The sequence below is a fragment of the Candidatus Omnitrophota bacterium genome, assembly GCA_021735655.1.
Taxonomy (GTDB): domain Bacteria; phylum Omnitrophota; class Gorgyraeia; order Duberdicusellales; family 4484-171; genus JAHKAJ01.
The window spans coordinates 11,166-31,962 of the sequence record JAIPGM010000013.1 but is presented as its reverse complement, the minus strand read 5'-3'; the positions used below and the strand labels follow the sequence as shown (position 1 = coordinate 31,962).

18 protein-coding genes are annotated in these 20,797 nt (G+C 38.9%); all 18 read left to right on the top strand.

Annotated elements, in window-relative coordinates; translation table 11 throughout:
• The first annotated feature begins 1 nt into the window (after position 1).
• Genes proS through K9L86_08220 form a run of 18 tightly spaced genes read left to right on the top strand, consistent with a single transcriptional unit; the run spans position 2 to position 20,782 of the window.
• Positions 2-1,162: a proline--tRNA ligase gene (gene proS, locus K9L86_08305; protein ID MCF7908853.1), complete on the top strand. Its 1,161-nt coding sequence runs from the start codon at positions 2-4 to the stop codon at positions 1,160-1,162.
• Positions 1,152-1,616: a ribosome maturation factor RimP gene (locus K9L86_08300; GenBank protein MCF7908852.1), complete on the top strand. Its 465-nt coding sequence runs from the start codon at positions 1,152-1,154 to the stop codon at positions 1,614-1,616. Before proS ends, K9L86_08300 begins: the two co-directional genes overlap by 11 nt.
• A 7-nt stretch (positions 1,617-1,623) precedes the next feature.
• Positions 1,624-2,859: a transcription termination factor NusA gene (gene nusA, locus K9L86_08295; protein ID MCF7908851.1), complete on the top strand. Its 1,236-nt coding sequence runs from the start codon at positions 1,624-1,626 to the stop codon at positions 2,857-2,859.
• Positions 2,860-2,891: 32 nt separating this feature from the next.
• Positions 2,892-4,799 carry a translation initiation factor IF-2 gene (gene infB / locus K9L86_08290; GenBank protein ID MCF7908850.1) on the top strand — a complete coding sequence of 636 codons (1,908 nt, stop codon included), beginning with the start codon at positions 2,892-2,894 and terminating at the stop codon, positions 4,797-4,799.
• Positions 4,800-4,819: 20 nt separating this feature from the next.
• Positions 4,820-5,815, top strand: coding sequence for a tryptophan--tRNA ligase (trpS, locus tag K9L86_08285; GenBank protein MCF7908849.1), 996 nt, complete (start codon positions 4,820-4,822; stop codon positions 5,813-5,815).
• An 8-nt stretch (positions 5,816-5,823) separates the two neighbouring features.
• Positions 5,824-6,534: a segregation/condensation protein A gene (locus K9L86_08280; GenBank protein MCF7908848.1), complete on the top strand. Its 711-nt coding sequence runs from the start codon at positions 5,824-5,826 to the stop codon at positions 6,532-6,534.
• A 5-nt stretch (positions 6,535-6,539) separates the two neighbouring features.
• Positions 6,540-7,565 carry a Holliday junction branch migration DNA helicase RuvB gene (gene ruvB / locus K9L86_08275; GenBank protein ID MCF7908847.1) on the top strand — a complete coding sequence of 342 codons (1,026 nt, stop codon included), beginning with the start codon at positions 6,540-6,542 and terminating at the stop codon, positions 7,563-7,565.
• Positions 7,566-7,582: 17 nt separating this feature from the next.
• Entirely contained in the window at positions 7,583-8,701 is a 1,119-nt protein-coding gene (gene tgt, locus K9L86_08270) for a tRNA guanosine(34) transglycosylase Tgt (protein MCF7908846.1), read from the top strand.
• 5 nt (positions 8,702-8,706) lie between these two features.
• Positions 8,707-9,402, top strand: a complete 696-nt coding sequence (gene trmD, locus K9L86_08265) for a tRNA (guanosine(37)-N1)-methyltransferase TrmD (protein MCF7908845.1) — start codon at positions 8,707-8,709, stop codon at positions 9,400-9,402.
• 3 nt (positions 9,403-9,405) lie between these two features.
• Positions 9,406-9,753, top strand: coding sequence for a 50S ribosomal protein L19 (rplS, locus tag K9L86_08260; protein ID MCF7908844.1), 348 nt, complete (start codon positions 9,406-9,408; stop codon positions 9,751-9,753).
• The gene (locus tag K9L86_08255) at positions 9,753-10,322 is read left to right on the top strand and encodes a ribonuclease HII (GenBank protein ID MCF7908843.1); all 570 of its coding nucleotides are present in this window, start codon (positions 9,753-9,755) and stop codon (positions 10,320-10,322) included. Before rplS ends, K9L86_08255 begins: the two co-directional genes overlap by 1 nt.
• Before the next feature lie 29 nt (positions 10,323-10,351).
• Positions 10,352-10,864 (top strand): cyclodeaminase/cyclohydrolase family protein, encoded by a 513-nt coding sequence (locus K9L86_08250; protein MCF7908842.1) that lies wholly within the window; start codon positions 10,352-10,354, stop codon positions 10,862-10,864.
• A complete protein-coding gene (locus K9L86_08245) occupies positions 10,855-11,682 on the top strand; it encodes a bifunctional 5,10-methylenetetrahydrofolate dehydrogenase/5,10-methenyltetrahydrofolate cyclohydrolase (GenBank protein ID MCF7908841.1) in 828 nt (275 codons plus the stop codon). Before K9L86_08250 ends, K9L86_08245 begins: the two co-directional genes overlap by 10 nt.
• Position 11,683: 1 nt before the next feature.
• Positions 11,684-12,661, top strand: coding sequence for an NAD(P)/FAD-dependent oxidoreductase (locus tag K9L86_08240; protein ID MCF7908840.1), 978 nt, complete (start codon positions 11,684-11,686; stop codon positions 12,659-12,661).
• A complete protein-coding gene (locus tag K9L86_08235) occupies positions 12,658-14,667 on the top strand; it encodes a tetratricopeptide repeat protein (GenBank protein ID MCF7908839.1) in 2,010 nt (669 codons plus the stop codon). The genes K9L86_08240 and K9L86_08235 overlap by 4 nt, the downstream gene beginning before the upstream one ends.
• Positions 14,668-14,679: 12 nt before the next feature.
• A complete protein-coding gene (locus K9L86_08230) occupies positions 14,680-15,840 on the top strand; it encodes a GuaB3 family IMP dehydrogenase-related protein (GenBank protein MCF7908838.1) in 1,161 nt (386 codons plus the stop codon).
• Positions 15,837-17,378 carry a glutamine-hydrolyzing GMP synthase gene (gene guaA, locus K9L86_08225; GenBank protein MCF7908837.1) on the top strand — a complete coding sequence of 514 codons (1,542 nt, stop codon included), beginning with the start codon at positions 15,837-15,839 and terminating at the stop codon, positions 17,376-17,378. Before K9L86_08230 ends, guaA begins: the two co-directional genes overlap by 4 nt.
• The gene (locus K9L86_08220; GenBank protein MCF7908836.1) at positions 17,378-20,782 is read left to right on the top strand and encodes a DNA polymerase III subunit alpha; all 3,405 of its coding nucleotides are present in this window, start codon (positions 17,378-17,380) and stop codon (positions 20,780-20,782) included. The genes guaA and K9L86_08220 overlap by 1 nt, the downstream gene beginning before the upstream one ends.
• Positions 20,783-20,797: the final 15 nt, after the last annotated feature.

Sequence of the window (20,797 nt, the reverse complement as noted above, 5' to 3'; positions counted from 1 at the left end):
GATGTTATTCTCTGAAAGTTTCATTACTACTTTGCGTCAAGATCCAAAGACAGCCGAGTGTCAAAGCCATAAGCTTTTACTGAAAGGAAACTTTTTGTTTATGGTTTCTTCGGGGATATATTCTTATCTTCCTTTGGGCTGGCGGGTTTTAACCAAGATAAATAATTTGATTCGCAAAGCTATGAATTCAGCTGGTGCTCAAGAAATATTTATGAGCGCTCTTCAACCAATTGAAATTTGGCAGAAGACCGGACGAGATAAAGATTTGGCCGAGGTTATGTTTACTTTTAAAGATAGAAAGAAGCGTCAGCTTTGTTTGGGGCCCACCCATGAAGAGGAGATTACTGAGATTGTGAAGAGGTCGATCTCTTCCTATAAACAGCTTCCGACGATACTCTATCAGATACAGACTAAGTTTAGAGATGAACCCCGACCAAGATTCGGTTTAATGAGGAGTTGTGAGTTCATCATGAAAGATGCTTACAGTTTTGATAAAGATGAGGAAGGGTTGGATAAAAACTACCAAAAGATGCTTTCGGCTTATAAAAGTATATTTAAAGAGTGTGGTTTAGATTTTGTTATGATTGAGGCTGATTCCGGAGCAATGGGGGGTAGTGCTTCCCATGAGTTCATGGTTGCCGGTGAAATTGGCGAAGATATTGTTGACGGAAAGAAAATGATTGAGATCGGCCATATATTTAAATTAGGCACAAAGTATTCTCTTGCTCAAGATGCCCTTTTTGTCGATGAAAAAGGAAAGCGATTACCTTTCATTATGGGCTGTTATGGTATTGGAGTGAGCAGGATTCTTTCTGCGGTTGCCGAGCTAAACTCTGACGAAAAAGGGCTTATCTGGCCTAAGAGCTTAGCTCCCTTTGATTTAACTCTAGTTGTACTTAACGACAAACTTATCGAAGAAGCGGTAAAACTGTCGAAAGAGCTAGAACAAATTGGGTTTTCAGTTTTAGTTGATGAACGCAATGAAGCTGCTGGAGTTAAATTTAACGATGCTTATCTTTTAGGTAATCCTTATATTGCAGTTATTGGTAAGAAGTATTTAAACGATAAAACTATAGATTTAGAAGCTCGGTCAGACGGTAAAAAGATGAGCTTTAAGAGCCAAGAGCTGATTAATTTTCTAAAGACTGAATATGGCCGATAACCAAGGAAGAATTGAGGAGATAGTTGGGGCAGTGGTTAAGGAGGCCCAGCTTGAGTTAATTGATTTAAAGGTTATCCAAGGATCGTCTAAAACAATTCGTGGTGCGGTAGATTATCCTGAGGGCGGCGTGACTTTGAGGACTTGCGCTGAAGTGAATAAAAGAATTGTTTTTCGCTTAACTGAGGAAGGCATCCCGGTTGAAGATTACAGAGTAGAGATAAATTCTCCCGGTTTGGACCGGCCGCTAAAGGAGTACAAAGATTTTTTAAAGGCTAAGGGCCGATTTGTTTTATTATGGTTAAATGAGCCGGTCGAAGGCAAAGAGTATCTGGAAGGTGAGCTCAAAGAGGTAGGTGTAGATAAGATAGTGATAAGCGCTAAAGATAATAATTTTAAAATTGATTTAAAGAAAATAAAATTAGGAAAAGAAAAAATAATGATTAAAGGAGGATGAATATAAAGTGAAAAAAGAATTTTTAACTATTCTTTCACAGCTAGAGAGGGAAAAAGGCCTTGATAAGGAGGTTCTTCTTGATGCTGTAAAACATGCTTTGATTGTGGCAGCAAAAAAGATTGCCAAAATAACGAACCCTTCTCTAGAGGAGGATCCAGAGGTAAGTGTAGAAATAGACCCTGCAAAAGGAGATATAAGCATTTACGTTGACGGAAAAGAGTTAAAATCAAACGATTTTGGGCGGATTGCAGCCCAAACTGCTCGGCAGGTGATTATTCAGAAAATTCGTGAGGCTGAGAAGGATAACATTTACGATGATTACAAGACTAAAGAGGGGGATATTGTTGGAGGGGTTGTATATCGAATGGAGCAGAAGGCAGTAATTATTGACCTTATGGGAAGAGCTGAGGGGATTATTCCTAACTCTTTCCTTTCACCTTTGGATCGTTTTAGACTCGGTGAGCGGGTCAAGGCTTTTGTTTATGAGGTAAAGAAAGAAAAGGGAGTTCAGATAGTTCTCTCTCGTCGACATGAAGGATTGGTGCGTAAGCTTTTTAATTTGGAAGTTCCCGAAATCGGTGAAGGAATCGTTGAAATCAAGTCGATTGCTCGTGAAGCCGGTGAAAGAACAAAAGTGGCTGTAGTTTCTAAAGACGATAAGGTTGACTGCGTCGGAGCCTGCGTTGGTATAAGAGGCTCTCGGGTAAAGAGTATAATTGAAGAGTTACGCGGTGAAAAAATAGATATTGTTAGGTGGAGTGAAGACATTAAAGAGTTTATGAAGGCAGCACTCTCACTGGAGGTTGTTTCAATGATTGAACTTGATCGGGATCAAAGAAGAGCTAAGGTATTGGTTGCTGGAGATCAGCTATCTTTGGCTATTGGTCGAAGGGGCCAGAATGTTTGCTTAGCTTCAAAACTCGTGGGTTGGGACATTGATGTTCGTTCTCGCGAGAGCATAGAAGAAAGTATAAAAAAATTACTTAAACTTAAAAGTATAGGCAAAACAGTGGCCGCTGTCTTGGTTGATTCTGGTTTTTCTGATATAGCTTCTTTAACCAGGAAAGATGCAGATTATCTTTCTAAGTTAAAAGGTATCGGAAAGAAGAAGGCTGAGGGTATAATTTCTGAGGCAAAAAAGATTAGTTCAGCTGGTCAAAAACCGAAAGAAGTAAAAAAGGTTAAAGAAGAACCAGTTAAGAAAGCTAAAGATAAGGTTAAGGAAGATTCGAAAGAAGAATAGAGTGTAATTCTAACACCAAGGAGAAATTTTAGATGAGAATTCATGAACTGGCAAAGGATTTAGGGGTAGACTCTAAAGAGCTAATTAAAAAATTAAAGAAGCTTAATGTCCAGGTTAAAAACCATATGTCGAGCATAGATGCTGAAACCGCAGAAATTGTTAAGCATGAGCTTGGAGAGATTGAGCGTCAAGAAATTGAAGGCAATGTGATTGAGGTTGATTTTCCGATAACGGTTAAGGAATTGTCAGTTAGGCTGAACAAAAAACCTTCAGAGCTTCTTGGTGATTTAATAAAACAGAGGAAGCTATTTACAATTAACCAGAGTTTAGATGAAAAGGCAGCTTGCGAAATTGCCTATAGTTATAAAGTTAATCTGCGTCAGAAGCCTTCTCAAGAAGAGACAATTCTTAAAAGCACGCCGAAAAATTTGAAAAAGCGAGCCCCAATCGTTACTCTTATGGGGCATATTGATCACGGTAAAACCAGTATTCTTGACTATATACGTAAAAGTAAGGTTGCTGATAAGGAAACCGGAGGCATCACTCAGCATATGGGGGCCTATCAGGTAAATCTTGACAAGGGTAGTGTTAGTTTTCTTGACACCCCTGGCCATGAAACTTTTACCGCCATGCGGGCTCGCGGTGCAAATGTTACTGATATCGTAGTAATCGTAGTTGCCGCTGATGATGGCGTTAAGCCTCAGACTATTGAAGCTATTGATCATGCTCGGGCAGCCAAAGTACCGATAATTGTTGCTGTTAATAAAATTGATAAAGCCAATGCTAATATTGATATGGTTAAGCAGCAACTTTCAAAGCTTGACCTTACTCCTGAAGATTGGGGTGGCAAGACCATTACGGTTGGTGTTTCAGCTAAGACCGGTGATGGAGTTGATGAACTTTTGGATTTAATTATTCTTCAAGCTGAGATAATGGAGCTTAAGGCTGATTACGAAAGACCTGCTATCGGAATTGTCGTTGAAGCCAGACTTTCCGGCGGTAAGGGTTCTTTAGCTACGGCTTTAGTCCAAGAGGGAGTTTTAAAAGTAGGAGATTGGTGTATTTGTGGAGTTCATTGTGGTCGGGTTAAGGCAATGCATGATGACCGTGGCAAACTAATAAAAGAGGCTGGCCCAGCTCATCCGATTGAAATCCTTGGCTTGGGCGGAGTGCCTAATCCCGGGGATCAACTTTTAGTTGTTCCTGAGGAAAAAAGCGCTCGGGAAATTGTTGCCAAAAGACTGGCTGTCCAAGAGAAGAAGAAATTGGTGCCTACGGCCCATTTAAAATTAGAAGATCTTTATCAAAAAATGAAAGAAAACGCCTTAAAACAGCTCAAGGTGATTCTTAAGGCAGATGTTGGCGGGACACTTGAGGCTGTTGAACAGGCACTTTTAAAAATTCCTTCTAAAGAGGTAGAGCTTAATATAATTCATAAGGGGGTCGGTGCAGTTAATTCTTCTGACGTTCTTTTAGCTGAGGTTACCGATTCGATTATTGTTGGATTCAAGGTAGGAATAGATGCTCAGGTCAGAGAACAGGCAAAGTCAAAAGGCATTGAATTGAGATCCTATCAGATAGTTTATGAACTTATTGATGATGTTAAGGCAGCTTTGGAAGGTTTGTTGACTCCTCAAATTAAACGTACCTTTTTGGGAAGAGCCAGAGTTAAAGCCGTGTTTAAACTGTCTAGGAGTGGTATAGTCGCCGGTTGCATAGTGGAAAAAGGAAAAATTACCCGCGGGGTTCCTTGTCATTTATTTCGGGCTAATGAAATAATTTTTGAAGGGAAAGTTGTTACTTTGAAACGCTTTAAGGACGACGTAAAAGAGGTTACTGAAGGGACCGAGTGCGGTATTGGCATCGGTTATGAAAAATATCAAGAAGGCGACATTATCGATGTTTTCAATGAAGAGATTATTGCCCGTAAATTAAAATAAGACTTAGATTTATGGCAAAGATGAATAAAAAGGTGATTTTAAGTGGAATGCGGCCAACTGGTAAACTGCATTTAGGACATTGGGTTGGAGCAATTTCTAATTGGATTGAGCTACAAAAAGAATATAAATGCTTTTTCATGGTTGCTGATTGGCATGCCTTAATGAGCGACTACGAGAACCCTTCGAATATTAAGGAAAACAGTATTGAGATAGTTAAGGATTGGCTTTCTTGTGGAATAAACCCCGAGCAAAGTCCGCTGTTCATTCAAAGTTCCATACCTGAGCATCTTGAATTAGCAATGGTTTTTTCGTTGATTACCCCTTTAGGGTGGCTTGAGCGATGCACTACCTATAAGGAGCAACTTAGAGAGTTAAAAGGGCGGATGTTAGCAACTTATGGATTTTTGGGCTATCCTGTGCTTCAGGCTGCCGACATAGCTTTATATGGCGCCGATAGTGTTCCGGTGGGCATAGATCAGGTGCCACATCTTGAATTAGCCCGGGACGTTATTCGTAAATTCCATAAACTGTATAAAAAAAATATCTTTAGAGAGCCAAAACCAATACTTACTTCAGTTTCCAAGCTTGTTGGCATTGACAATCGAAAGATGTCAAAAAGTTATAACAATTCAATTAATTTATCTGATTCTGAAAGCGCACTAAAAAAGAAAGTTTTTAGTATGTATACTGATCCTAAACGTACTCGAGCCGATGTTCCGGGTACAGTTGAGGGTAATCCGGTTTTTATCTATCATGATCTTTTTAATTCTGACAAAAAAGAAGTTATCGATTTAAAAAAACGCTATCAGTCAGGAAAGGTAGGCGATGTAGAAGTTAAGGAGAAATTATATCAGGCCTTAAACGGTTTTCTGGCTCCGATACGAAAAAAACGAGAGTCTTTCTCTGATGGCGATGTTAGATCGATATTAGATCAAGGCACCAAAGAAGCAAGGCTAGTAGCGCAAAAGACAATAGCTAAAGTTAAAGATTGTTTGCATTTGGGTATAGGTTCTTAAAGTAAAATATGAAGATTAAGTTGGACATATTCGAAGGGCCCCTGGATTTACTTATTTATTTAATTAAAAAAGATCATCTAAATATTTATGATATTCCGATCGTTAAAGTTATCGACCAATATTTGCAGTTTCTAGAGTTGATGCAGCTTCTTGATATCAATATGGCTTCTGAATATTTGGTTATGGCTGCTAACTTGATCAATATTAAGTCTAAAATGCTCCTGCCGCGCGAAGAAGAACCGGAAGAGCTTGAAGAAGACCCGAGAGAAGAATTAATGCGTCGGCTTCTTGAATATGAAAAGTTCAAAGAAGCGGCAGAGTTTTTAAAGGATAAAGAGATTGAGCGCAACCGGTATTTTAAGCGTCAAGGTACTTCCGATTTAGGTAATTCGGAAGTCTACATTGAGGCTTCAATTTTTGATTTAATCAGCGCTTTCAAAACTGCCCTTAAAGAAATACCTAAAGATATATTTTTTGAGGTGGTTAAGGATGAATTTACGGTTGAGGAGAAGATCCACGATTTACTGCATCTTTTGTTAGTAAAGGATAAGGTTTCTTTAAGTGATTTGTTTTCATCGGCAAAAAGTAAGCTAGAAACGGTCGTTACTTTCTTGGCAATATTAGAGTTAATAAAATTAAGGGAAATAGCGGCAGTACAGGAGGAGCTTTTCGGTCCAATACTAATCACCCGCAGAGAGAATGTTTTTACATCCCTTTAATGAATATGGAAAAAAATAGATTTGTTGATTCTTGGAAGGAAAACGAAGAAGAGCAGATTATAAATCTCTCTTTACGGCCTCAAAGTTTAGATGAGTTCATCGGCCAAGAGAATGTAATTTCTTCTTTAAAGATATCAATCGAAGCTGCCAAAAGACGGTCTGAGCCACTGGAGCATCTTTTATTGAGTGGACCTCCTGGCCTGGGAAAAACCTCTCTGGCTTATTGTATTGCTCATCAGATGGAGGGAAAATTTACCGCAACTAGTGGTCCGGCTATTGAACGCGCTGGGGATTTAGTTGGTATTTTAACCAACTTAGAAAAAGGTGATATTTTATTTATTGATGAGATACATCGGCTTAGTCGAGTGATTGAGGAGTTTCTTTATCCGGCTATGGAAAATTTCCAGATTGATTTTATTATTGATAAAGGTCCTTACGCTAAGAGCGTTAAATTTAACCTTAAGCCTTTTACCCTTATTGGAGCAACGACTCGAAAAGGCCTTTTAAGTGCCCCTTTGCGCGGAAGATTTGGTTTGTTTTTTGATTTTGATTTTTATCAACCGAATGAGCTTTCTGAAGTAATAAAAAGAAGCGCTGCCTTACTAGATATCCATATTGATCAAAGAAGTAGCCTTGAGATTGCTGGGCGTTCACGCGGTTCGCCGCGGCTTTCTAATCGTCTTCTTAAAAGAGTCAGAGATTATGCACAAGTAGTTGGAGAGGGAGTTATTGATTTAGAAATTACCAAAGAAGCCTTAGAAAAAATAGGGGTAGACGCCCAGGGGCTGGATGATATGGATCGTCGCTACCTTTCTACAATAATAAAAGTTCATAACGGTGGGCCGGCTGGGATTGAAGCGATCTCAGCTTCTCTAAGCGAGGATAGGATTAATTTAGAAGATGTGATTGAACCTTATTTACTTAAAGAAGGATTTGTTATGCGTACTCCGCGTGGGAGAGTCGCCACCAAGAATTCCTACCAGCATTTAAATATCCCTTACGACAAAGAAGCTCAGGAAAAACTTTTTTAACTGCCGAGGAAATCATAATGTTTAAAATAATCAAACAGGATACTACTAGCCAAGCAAGATTGGGCACTTTTACCAGTGGTCATGGCCAGTTTACTACGCCGGCTTTTTTCCCGGTGGCTACTCAAGGTGCGGTTAAAGGCCTAACCCCTAGAGATCTTTCAGATATCGCTACTGATGGCCTCTTGGCTAATGCTTATCATTTATATTTGCGTCCGGGATCTGAGTTGATAAAAAAAAGCGGCGGACTGCATAATTTTATGAATTTTGATAAGACGATTATTACTGATAGCGGCGGGTATCAAATTTTTAGTTTGGCCCGGTTACGTAAGGTAACTGATTCTGGAGTTACTTTTCAGTCGCATATAGACGGTAAAAGTATTAAATTAACCCCTGAAGATGTTATTCAAATCCAGCTGGATTTAGGTTCGGATGTGATAGTTCCTTTAGACGAATGTGTAAAATTTCCGGTTGATCACAATACAGCTGCCGAGAGCGTTGAGAGAACCATAGACTGGGCTAAAAAGAGCAAGGCCTACTTTCAGGCTAATGGTAGTGATAAGGTCCTTTTTTTCGGTATTATTCAAGGTTCTACCTACCCAGACCTAAGAAAACAGTGCTTGGAGGCTATATCTGACTTGGACCTTGACGGTCTTTGCATCGGGGGTTTAAGTGTTGGCGAACCGCATGATTTGAGGTATAATATCCTCTCATTTATAGGTGAATTTGCTCAAAAAAACCTGCTGCGTTACTTTATGGGATCGGGCAAACCACCGGAGATAATTGAGGCCATAAGTTTAGGAGTAGATCTCTTTGATTGCGTTGTCCCTACTCGTTATGGTCGCACTGGCACAGCTTTTACTAGTCGTGGCGAACTAGTAGTAAGGAACGCTCCTTATATTAATGATTTTTCAAGTCTTGATGAAAAGTGTCAATGCTATACTTGTAAGAATTTCTCAAGAGCTTACTTGAGACACTTAATCAATGTTAAGGAGATGCTAGGAGTGCAATTGGTAAGCTACCATAATATATTTTGGTATAAAAAGTTTATAGAAAGAATTCGCCAAGCGATTAAAGATAATAGTTTTATTCAGTTTAAAAAGGAATTTTTGGCTGAATATAACAACGCTGCTTCTTGAAAGATATGATTATTGATATAGTTACTATATTCCCTAAGATGTTTTATCCGGTCTTGGGCGAGTCAATTATAAAGAGAGCTCAGGCTAAGGGATTGGTAAAGATAAACGTTCATGATTTACGCAACCATACTAATAGCAAACACAAGAAAGTAGACTCTCCTTCTTATGGAGGAGGCGGTATGGTTTTCGGTGCTGAGCCGTTCTTTAAAGCCGTAGAATCAATCTTGGGTCGTTCGGTTTATCCTAAACCGGCCAAAGATAAGGGTTGTAAGATTTTGCTTTTAAGCCCTAAGGGCAAGAAGCTAAATCAGACAATGATTAAAAAGTTTTTAAAATACGAACGATTAGTTTTATTAACTCCTCGTTATGAAGGAGTTGACTATAGGGTGCATAAGCATTTAGCTCAGGAAGAGATATCGATTGGTGACTATGTGCTTACCGGCGGAGAATTACCGGCGATGGTATTTATTGATTGTTTGGTGCGGCTTATTCCGGGAGTGGTTTCCGACAAAGAGTCAATTAAGAATGAAAGCTTTGAGAATGACCTTTTAGATTATCCGCATTATACACGGCCCGATGATTTTAGAGGCTTAAAGGTGCCAAAGGTATTGTTAAGCGGTAATCATAGTCAGATAAAAGAGTGGAGAAAAGCTAAAGCTTTAGAAATAACTAAAATTAAGAGACCAGATTTAAGGAGGTAAGCGATGGATAAACTATTTATGGTTGAGAAAGAGCTAAAGGAATCATTAAAAAAGGATCATCCTGTTTTTAGGGCAGGTGATATTATTAAAGTTTACTATAAGATTAGGGAGAAAGATAAGGTGCGCTTGCATCCGGTTGAGGGAGTGGTAATAAAAACCCAAGGAGCAATGCATCGTAAAACTTTCACGGTGCGGAGGCTGGCTTACGGAGAGGCTTATGAGGTAACTTTTCCTTATTATTCTCCGAATATCGACAAGATAGAACTAGTTAAACAAGGTAGTCGTCGGCCACGTAGGAAACGACTCTATTATTTGCGAGGAAGAATTGGTAAACGAGCTACAGCAGCATAATGATTGTTGGTGTAGATGAGGCAGGCAGAGGTCCTTTGGCCGGAGTAGTGGTCGCTTGCGCTTTACATCTTAGGAAAGATCCTCCTTTTGAAGTTAAAGATTCCAAGCTTCTCAGCGCTAGATTAAGAGAAGAAGCTTTTTCCTGGTTAATTGAAAATTCTCAGTTTAGGGTTGGGATAGCTGAAGTTAGCGAAATTGATAAGTTTAATATTCTTGAGGCAACTTTTTTAGCTTTCAATCGAGCAATAAGATCTTTATTGAAAGATTCACCAGCTTTAAATAAGGCAAAGTTTATCATCGACGGACCCCTTTTTCGTACTGATTTATCGTTGGATTATTTGTGCATGAAAGGGGCAGACAGAAAAGTTAGAGAGGTCTCTTGTGCATCAATTATGGCTAAAGTAACTAGAGACCATCTGATGAAGACCGCTCACTTTTTATATCCGGAGTGGAACTTTTCAAAGCATAAGGGTTATCCTACAAGTGAGCATTTTTCGTTGATAAAAAAATATCAATTATCACCACTGCACAGAAGGAGCTTTAATTCGACTAAGGCTTTTTTAAAATAGTAATTTCAAAAAAACCAAGTCTCATTAAAATGAAAACCTATCGAGCTAAATTTAAGACTTATTTGAATGATTTAGGGAAACGAAAACCATCTCCTGGAGGCGGCAGCGCGGTTTCTTTAGCTTTTTGCCTGGGGGTTAGCTTGATCGAAAAGGCGATTAATTATTCCGATCCTAAAAAATTTAAAAAACAAATAATTATTTTAAAAAATTTAAGAAATAAGGCCTACATTTATGTTGATAAGGACGCTTATCTTTTCGAAAAAATCATGAATAGTAAAGGGGCCAGGCGTTTAGCTAATATTTGTATTAGCGAGAAGATGATCGTTGACCTAGCAAAAAATTGCCAGCAGGTGTTTTCGCTTGCGAAAGCTATGGAATCTGGTATAAAAAAAGGTATAATTAGCGATTTCCATATCGGTTTAAAGTTTGTAAAGATAACTCTCTTTGGTTGTATTTCCAATTTAGAGGCTAATTCTAAGATGTTTGGCAAAAAGAATAAGCATCTAGGAGAATTGAAAAAGGCTTTAAGAAAATGTCAGTAATTTTGCACGCTGATAAACTTTGTGAGGGGTTAAAAAAACAAATCAAGATAGACTTAGAGTCTGTGGGCAAGCTCTGTTTAGCCTCAGTACTGACAGCTCAAAAAACCTCCGAATACTATCAAGCCCAAAGGAAGTTAGCCGAAGAATTAGGTGTAGACTTTCCAATTATATCCCCAGCAGTTTCATTGGCAGATCTTAAATCTAAACTAGAAAAATTAAACAATGATCCAAAAGTAATCGGGATAATCTTAAATAAACCTTTATTTCCGGATTGGAATGATCAGGAAGTGTTCTCTTTGCTTGATCCGGATAAGGACGTTGAGGGGATGCATCCATTAAATTTAGGTAGATTTTTTAGCGGGGAAAATAAGTTTATCTCACCCACGGCTGCTAGTGTTATTGAGCTACTTAAGGAAACCAAAGTAGAGCTTAAAGGAAAAAGAGTTGTAATCGTCGGTTTTTCTTCACTTATTGGCAAACCTTTGACTTTATTTTTAGCTAATGAGATTGCTACGGTAACTATTGTTCACAAGGCAACTAAGAAAGAGGATTTGCCTTTCTATATAGCTAATGCTGATATTTTGATTTCAGCAGCCGGGGTCCCAGAGTTGATTAAGGCTGACTGGATAAAAGAGGGGGCTGTGGTAATTGATGTTGGTACTGGCCAAAGGAACGGAAAAACCGTGGGGGATGTCGAGTTCGATAAAGCCAAAGAAAAGACTTTGGCTATTACGCCGGTTCCCGGCGGTGTAGGTAGATTGACTACAATGTTTTTATTTGCTAATTTAGTATCAGCAGCGAAAAGTCAGAAAAAATAGAATGGAAAACATTACTGTTATTGGAGCAGGTTTATCAGGGTTAGCTTTTACCGAAAAACTGCGCGCAGGAAATCCTACCTTAAAGATTACTCTGATTGATAAAAATAAGTATTATTTTTCTAGGCTTGAAGTGATAACTCATCCTGGAGATATTTCTCGTCGGATTGATTTAGCGGAATGGGCCAATAAATTAAATATTGAATTTATCCAGGCCCAGGTAGAGAGAATTAATCCTAATCGTAAACGGATTTTTTTCAAGAAAGCCGAACCTTGTGAGTATGAAGCAGTTGTTTTAGCCACAGGCCTTAAATCAAGAAAAATAGAGGTTAAGGGTGATCATCGGGAAGGATTTTTTTATCTTTCTCAGATAGACCCATTAAAATTAAAGGATCTTTTGCGTATATCTCATGAAGCAACAGTTTGTGTTTCGAGTTGGTTGGGGATCAGATTGGTCATCTCTTTAATTAATTTAGGCAAGGAAGTTAATTTGGTAGCTGATAATTTGGATTTTCTTAATGGCCACAAGGAGAAGCTTATTGAGTTGCTAGAGGCTAAAAAGGTGAAATTTTACCTTGGCGTTAATATTGAGGAGGCAGTTGGAGAAGGTATGGTTAAGGCGGTTAAAATTTTGCCATTGAAAGTATTTTCTTCACAGCTAGTATTCATTGATAGTGGATTTATTGCTAATCATGATTTTTTTGAAGAAGAGATAGTGATAGTTAACAACTTTTTGACTAAATATAAAAGTTTATATTTTTTAGGAGATGTTCTTAGGAAAGGCATAAACCAGGAGCATTTTTTTGTTCATGACCAGGATAATGTTAGAGATGAAGCCCAGGCCCTTTCTAATTTTATTCTTAAAGGAGAAGAGATTGTTTTTAAGGAAAGACTTATTGATGATCTTGAGGAAACTGCGGCTATCGATAAGTTTATGAGTGAACTAGGGGTTGCCCAGACAGAAGATATCAAAAATTTATGAAAAAAGTAATAGTTGTTTTATTGCTAACAGTTTTATTCGTAACTTCGAGTTTCTCCGAGACGATTTATCTTAAAAACGGGAAGGTAGTTCGGGGGAGAATCGTTGAGCAAAATAGCGATTCAATTCGTGTCGATATCGACGGAATAATGATTAAATACTATCGCGATAAGATTGAGCGAATTGATTCTGGTTCGAGTGGTAGTTCATATCCAGATTTAGAAAGGCAGCCAACGATTATTTTACAAAAAACTCCGACCGAAGTGTTTCAGCAAGTTTCTCCAGCAATTGTAGTTATTTCGGCAATGTCGGCTCATGGTAGAAGTCAGGGTAGCGGGTTTGTCGTCGATTCAAATGGAATAATCGTAACTAATTTTCATGTTGTTGGCGGGGCTGAAGATATAGAGGTTAGACTTAAGGATGGCCGCACTTATCCAGTAATCGAAATCGCTTACTATGATGTGGTTAGGGATATTTGCATGCTTAAGATAGGTGTTAGTGGTTTGTCTACGGTTAGTTTAGGAAATTCCAATTATTTACAGCCAGGGAGTAAAGTCTTGGTTATCGGGGCCCCTTTAGGTTTAGAATATTCAATAACTGAAGGTCTTTATAGCGGCAAGCGTTTATTCTCCGGTCAAGACGCATTGCAGTTTAGTGCGCCGATATCTCCGGGAAACAGTGGTGGGCCGCTTTTCGACGTTTCTGGTCAGGTAGTAGGCATAACGACCTTTATCAAACCTGAAGGTCAGAATGTTAACTTTGCTATTCCAATTAACGATGTTAAGCGTTTTTTTAATTCTACTTCAAGGATGAGCATGGGAGACTTTGCTACTAAGTTAAGCAAAGCCTACAATTATTTCTTATCAGCTAAGGATGAAATGTATGTAAAGAATTCAGCTGCGGCAATACGTTATGCTGAAAGGGCCGTTGAGGCTGACCCTAGCTTTATTGATGGCCATATCTATCTATCGGCTCTTTACGCATCGACTGGGAGGTTAAATGATTCCGTAGCTCAACTAAAGAAGGCTTTAGCTATTGATCCGAGTAATATACATTTATATAACGAGCTCGGAGCAACTTATTTTCAGCAAGGAAGAAGTCAGCTAGCGATTAAAGAGTTTAAGAGGGCAATTGAGGTTGCTCCTAGAGAAGCCATTGCTTACAGTAACTTGGCAGCAGCTTACGAAAAGATAAACAAAATTGATGATGCGATTAAAATATTAAGAAAAGCCATAGAATTAGAGCCAGATTACTCTATGGCCCATAAAAACCTTGGTTGGGCCCATTATCGGAAAAAGAATTTCAAAGAGGCAGTTGATGAAACTAAAAAGGCTATTTTATTTAACCCTTATGATGCTCATGCTTATTTAAATCTTTCGCATATATATTTAGAAAATAACCAGCCGGATATGGCAATTAGGTATTGCGATCAGGCGCTTGATTTGGGGTTAGTAATTAGTCATACCTTTTTAGCTAGATTAAAGCCTTACAGAAAGCAAGCTGGTGGCTATGTTGACGAGTGGCATGTAGATGAAATATATAAGCAAAGAGTATATAGTCCTGATGATCAGAAACGGATTTATGGTAAGCTTAAAATGGATGTTGCTGATTTGACTGAATCTGGCGAAAAGGCGATTCTAGATAGTGAATTTAGGATAGCAGTCGATTATTTTAAAAAAGCTCAAGCTAAAACTGAAAAGGGAAGCGAGGAATACTATTACGCCACAGAAGGGGTGGTTAGTTCTCAGCACATGATGGGTTTGAGTTATGCTAAGAAGGGATATTATGATGCTGCCATTGAGTCTACCGAGGAAGCTCTCATGATGATTGGCTCAGCTCCTAAGAATTTTGATATTTTAAGGGCGCAGTGTTATGTTACCTTAGCTAACGTTAATGCTCAGAAAAAAGATAGATCAAAAGTAAAAGAATATATTAATAAGCTTCAGCTAATATCAACGGCTGCGGCAAATTCTTTGGAAAAGAAAATACGCGATCAACACGGTTATTAAAGGAGGTTAATTATGGCTGAATGGATTGGTATAGGAAGAAGAGCTCGTAGGTGCTATGGTTTTGATGAAATTGCCCTTGCTCCGGGAAATATTACTTTAAATCCTGAAGAAATAGATATTTCTTGGGATTTTAATGGGAAAAAGTTTGCAGTTCCGATATTAGCGGCGGCAATGGATGGAGTGGTTGGAGTAAAATTCGCTTCTGAGATGTCACGCTTGGGAGGAATCGCAGTTTTAAATTTAGACGGGGTACAAACCCGATACGATAACCCTGATGAAGTATTAGAGGAAATATCAAATACTGACCCCCAGGTGGCAACTAATCTTATTCAGAAGCTTTATACGACCCCGATAAAGGAAAAGCTAGTCGCAAAAAGAGTTCAGGAAATAAAGAAGTCTGGCGGCTATGCGGCAGTAAGTTGCATTCCACAGAATGCCGATAAATTTTCTGTGTTAGCTGAGGAAGCCGGAGCAGATTGTTTTGTGGTTCAATCAACTGTCACTACAGCCAGGCATATTGCCACTAAATATAAACCTTTAAATTTAGAAAAGTTTTGCAAGCAAAGGAAGATCCCGGTAATTGTCGGTAATTGCGTAACTTATGATGTTACCTTAGAGCTTCTTGAAACCGGATGTGCCGGTATTTTAGTCGGCGTAGGCCCCGGAGCTGCTTGTACGACTCGTGGTGTTTTGGGTATCGGAGTCCCCCAGGTGACGGCAACAGTTGATTGTGCTGCAGCTAGAGATTTTTATTTTCAAAAGACCGGAAAGTATGTTTCGATTATTACTGATGGTGGGATGAGTCGAGGTGGAGATGTTTGTAAAGCTTTTGCCTGCGGTGCTGATAGTGTGATGATTGGCTCGGCTTTTGCTCGTTCAGAAGAATCACCAGGAAGGGGATTCCATTGGGGGATGGCCACTTCTCATGGCAACCTTCCTCGAGGAACTCGAATTCAAGTTGGCGTGACCGGAAGCTTAGAACAGATTATTTTTGGCCCAGCTAGTGTTGATGATGGGTCACAAAACATTATGGGCGCGCTTTCAACGTCAATGGCCTCTTTAGGCGCAAAAAACATTAAAGAAATGCACTTCGTTGAGATTATTATTGCTCCTTCAATCCAAACTGAAGGAAAGGTTTTTCAAGCTTCCCAGAGAGTTGGTATGGGCAAATGAAAAAAGACACGATTTTAATTCTTGATTTTGGTTCGCAGTATACGCAGCTTATTGCCAGAAGAGTTAGAGAGCTGAAAGTTTTCAGTGTAATTGAGCCCTGCAATATAGCGATTGATAAGATCAAGAAGCTTAAACCTAAAGGAATTATCCTTTCCGGCGGTCCGCATAGCGTTTATGAAAAGAAAGCTCCTAAGATTAAGAAAGAAATCCTTGAACTAGGTATACCAATTCTAGGAATATGCTATGGTATGCAGATTTTTGTTAAAACTTTAGGCGGCAAGGTCGGCGAGTCAAAGAAGCGAGAATATGGCCGAGCTGAGATGTATATTGATCAGCATGAGGACCTTTTCTTTTCGCTGGCAGCTAAAATCACTTCTTGGATGAGCCATACCGATAAGGTTTTAAGCTTACCCAAAGACTTTAAAGTTCTAGCTCATACGATTAGCACAAAGTTTGCCGCAATCGGTAATGCAAAGAAAAAGATCTATGGGGTTCAATTCCATCCGGAAGTGGTTCATACCGAATTAGGTATTCAGGTTATTTCTAACTTTTTATTTAGAATTTGTGATTGCTTTGCTAACTGGCAGCTAGAAGACTTTATATCCGAACAAATAGAATCGATAAGGAAAAAGGTTGGTAAAAAGAATGTTATTTGTGGTTTAAGCGGAGGAGTAGATTCTTCAACCGCTGCAGTTTTAATTAGCAAAGCGGTGGGCAGAAAGCTTAAGTGTATTTTTGTAAATAACGGAGTGTTGCGTAAAGGCGAAGCTCAGCAAGTTATTAAAATATTTAGAGACCATTACAAGATTGACCTGCGTTATGTTGATGCCAGTTCCTCCTTTTTGAAAAAGTTAAAAGGGGTCGTTGATCCTGAGAAGAAGCGTAAGATTATCGGCTATGAATTTATTCGAATTTTTGAGGAAGAGGCAAGGCAGATAAAGAATGTTGAGTTTCTTATTCAGGGAACTTTGTATCCTGATGTGATTGAATCGATACCTTTGTTCGGCGGCCCGACTGCTCGGATAAAATCTCATCATAATGTCGGCGGACTTCCTTCAGATATGAAGTTAAAGTTGATTGAGCCCTTTCGCTTGCTTTTTAAAGATGAGGTTAGAGAAATCGCTAAAATTCTCGAACTTCCAGAGACGATTATCCAAAGGCAACCTTTTCCCGGTCCTGGTTTAGCAGTGAGGGTTATTGGAGAGGTCAAAGCCAGCGAGCTTAAAATATTAAGAGAGGCTGATGCAATTGTTGAAAAAATAATGAGAAAAAGTGGTCTTTATAACGAAACTTGGCAGGCTTTTTGTGTACTTTTGCCTTTAAAAACGGTGGGAGTCATGGGGGACAAGCGCACTTATGAGCATGTGGTAGCCTTACGGGCAGTGACTAGCTCTGACGGCATGACCGCTGATTGGGCTAAGCTTCCCTATGAAGTTTTAGATGAGATTTCAAATTCGATAATTAATAAAGTAAGAGGAATAAATCGAGTAGTTTTCGATATTAGTTCAAAGCCTCCAGCCACTATCGAGTGGGAATAATGGAACATTCCGATTTTGTTCATCTGCATGTACATACTCAGTATAGCCTTTTAGATGGGGCCTGCCTCTTAAGTCGTCTAGTCGATAAAGCAGTTCAGCTTAAATTACCAGCCTTAGCCATGACTGATCATGGGAATATTTTTGGGGCAATAAAATTCTATAGTCTTTGCGTTAAGCGCGGGATTAAGCCGATAATTGGTTGTGAGGTTTATGTTGCTGCTGGTTCGCGATTCGACCGTGAATATAAGCCTGGTGTTGACACTAATCATCACCTTATTTTGTTAGCTAAAGATGAAGTAGGTTATGCTAACCTCATTAGGCTGGTAAGTTTAGCTCATTTAGAAGGTTTTTACTATAAGCCTCGGGTTGACCATGAGCTGCTGGCACAACATAGCAAGGGTTTAATTGCCTCTAGTGCTTGTCTTAAGGGAGAGGTTCCTTCTTATATTCTTTCCGGTGACCTAAAAGGTGCTTACAAGTGTGCTGATAAATATTTAAATATTTTTGGTAAAGGTAACTTTTATCTTGAAGTTATGGAGAATGGGCTTGACGAGCAGAAGAAAATAAATTCTGAACTAGTTAAGATTTCAAAAGAGCTGGGAATACCCTTGGTAGCTACTAACGATATCCATTATTTAGAGAAAGAAGAAGCTTTTGCTCATGAGGCACTTTTAGCTATCCAGACCCAGGGGATGTTATCTGATCCTAAGCGTTTTAAATTCAATAGCGATACGTTTTATTTTCGTACGCCTGCTGAGATGAAGGATCTTTTTAAAGAAATTCCCCAGGCTATAAAAAATACCTTAGAGATTACTCAAAAGTGTAATCTGACTATGGATTTTTCTAAAATACACTTGCCGCATTTTCCTTTACCGGAAACCGAAGTCGAGGAAGACTATCTTAAAAAAATTTGCGTTCAAAATCTAAGTGAACGTTATCCTAAAGTCAATAAAGAAGTTAAGGATCGCTTGGACTATGAGTTGGGTGTAATTAAGAAAACTGGTTTTGCCAGCTATTTTTTAATTATTTGGGATTTAATTAAATTTGCTAAAGAGAATCATATCCCAGTGGGACCCGGTCGAGGATCGGCCGCTGGAAGTATTGTTAGCTATCTTTTGAAGATAACCGATATTGATCCTTTGGCTTATCAGCTTCTTTTTGAGCGGTTTTTGAACCCAGCACGAATTTCAATGCCTGATATTGATATTGATTTTTGTTATGAAAAAAGAGCTCAGGTTTTAGAGTATGTAGCAAAAAAATACGGTAAGGATTGTGTTGCCCAGATTATTACTTTTGGAACTATGTTAGCCCGAGCCGTAGTTAGAGATGTTGGTAGGGTTATGGGATTAAACTATTCCGAAGTCGATAGAATAGCCAAGATGATTCCTTATACCCCTGGTCAAAACACAACTTTAAAAGGTGCCTTATCTTTAAGTCCGGAACTTCAGGAAGCCTACGATGCTGATGCTCGGATAAAGCGCCTTATTGATGTGGCTATGCAGTTGGAAGGTCTTTCGCGACATGCTTCAACCCATGCGGCGGGAGTTGTGATATCTGATCGGCCCTTAATAGAAAGAGTGCCTTTAATCAAAGGTTCTGATGGTGAGACGGTTACTGGTTTTGATATGGGGTCACTTGAGAAGACCGGATTGCTTAAGATGGATTTTTTAGGCCTTAAGACTCTTACTGTAATTGAAGAGACCGTAAAAATTATCAGGCGAACTAAAAGTAAGGACGTAGATATCGCTAAGATTCCACTTAATGATAAAAAAACCTTTTCACTCCTGGCTAAGGGCGATACAGTTGGAGTGTTTCAGCTTGAAAGTAGAGGGATGAGAGGCATCTTAACTAAGATGATTCCAACTAAGTTTGAGGATTTAATTGCTGTTTTAGCTTTGTATCGTCCGGGACCTTTAGGCAGCGGCATGGTTGATGATTTTATTAACCGCAAACAGGGCAAAAGACAGATTACCTATATTCATCCGGCTCTCGAATCAATCTTAAAAACAACTTATGGAATAATTCTCTATCAAGAGCAGATTATGCAAATAGTTTCAAAGCTGGCTGGATTTGATATGTCCCGGGCCGATCTTTTGCGTAAGGCTATCGGCAAGAAGATTCCTGAAATTATGGATGAGCAGCGACATTTGTTTATGGAGGGTTGTGCTAAGAATAAAATTCCGGCTTCAATCGCTAACCAAATTTTTGATTTGATCGATTATTTTTCCGGTTATGGATTTAACCGTAGTCATTCGGCTGCCTATGCCATGATTTCTTATCGTACAGCTTATCTAAAGGCAAACTATCCAGTTGAGTTTATGGCTGCTCTTTTAACTAGCGAGCGTAATAATACTGATAAGATTGTTGAGTATGTTAATGAATCGGCTCAAATGAAAATTAAAGTTCTTCCTCCGGATATAAATACTAGTTTTGCTAATTTTACGGTAACTGATGATAACAATATTCGATTTGGCCTTTTGGCAATTAAGAACGTAGGCCAAGTAGCCCTAGAAAGTATTATTGCTATGAGAAAAGAGGCTAAGTTTGAGAGTATTTTTGATTTTTGTGAGCGAGTGGATTCGCGGGTAGTTAATAAAAAGGTTAATGAGAGCCTTGTAAAAGTAGGAGCTATGGATTCTTTTGGATTAAAACGTGCTCAGATGGTAGCGCTTTTAGATAGATTATTGGAAAAGGGTGGTAAAAAAAGAGATGCTTCTCAACTTATGCTTTTTGAAATGCCTAAAGATGAAACAATTCCTGATGTTGAAGAGTGGCCGATTTCCCAGATTTTAAACTTTGAAAAGTCGCTTTTGGGTATTTATTTAACCGGGCACCCTCTGCGTTCTTATTCGGATGTTATTAATTATGTTAAACGAGAAAGAATTTCTTCGCTCTATGAGCGTCCAATGCGTCAGGAAGTGATAGTCTGCGGGGTGATTGAGAAGCTACGTCTGATTACTACTCGCAAGAAAGGCCAGCGAATGGCCATTTTAAAGATCGAAGATGAAACCGGCAGTATTGAAGTTTTTGTTTTTCCGCGTCTCTTTGAGGAGGCCGGAATGTACCTACGAGAAAAGATAGTTATAACTTTAAAAGGTCAAGTTGAGTCTAAAGAACGAGTACCTAAGATATTAGCTTCTAAGATTATACCGGTAGATAAGTTAGTTGATAGTATTAAGCAGATGAATATTTTTATTGAAGGTAATGGTTTGCCGCTAGATAAGCTAAAGAAAGTTTTTACTGATAATAAGGGCGATGTCCCGATTCTTTTTTCTTTCAAGGATCCTAGATTCGGCGGGGTTAAGGTTAAAACTGCCAATTCCTTTAGTATTACCGTTAACGAGCAGGCCTTAAAAGAGGTCTCTTCGGTGGTCGGTAGTGATAATTTATCCCTTGTTTTATAAAGGAAAATTGGTAAA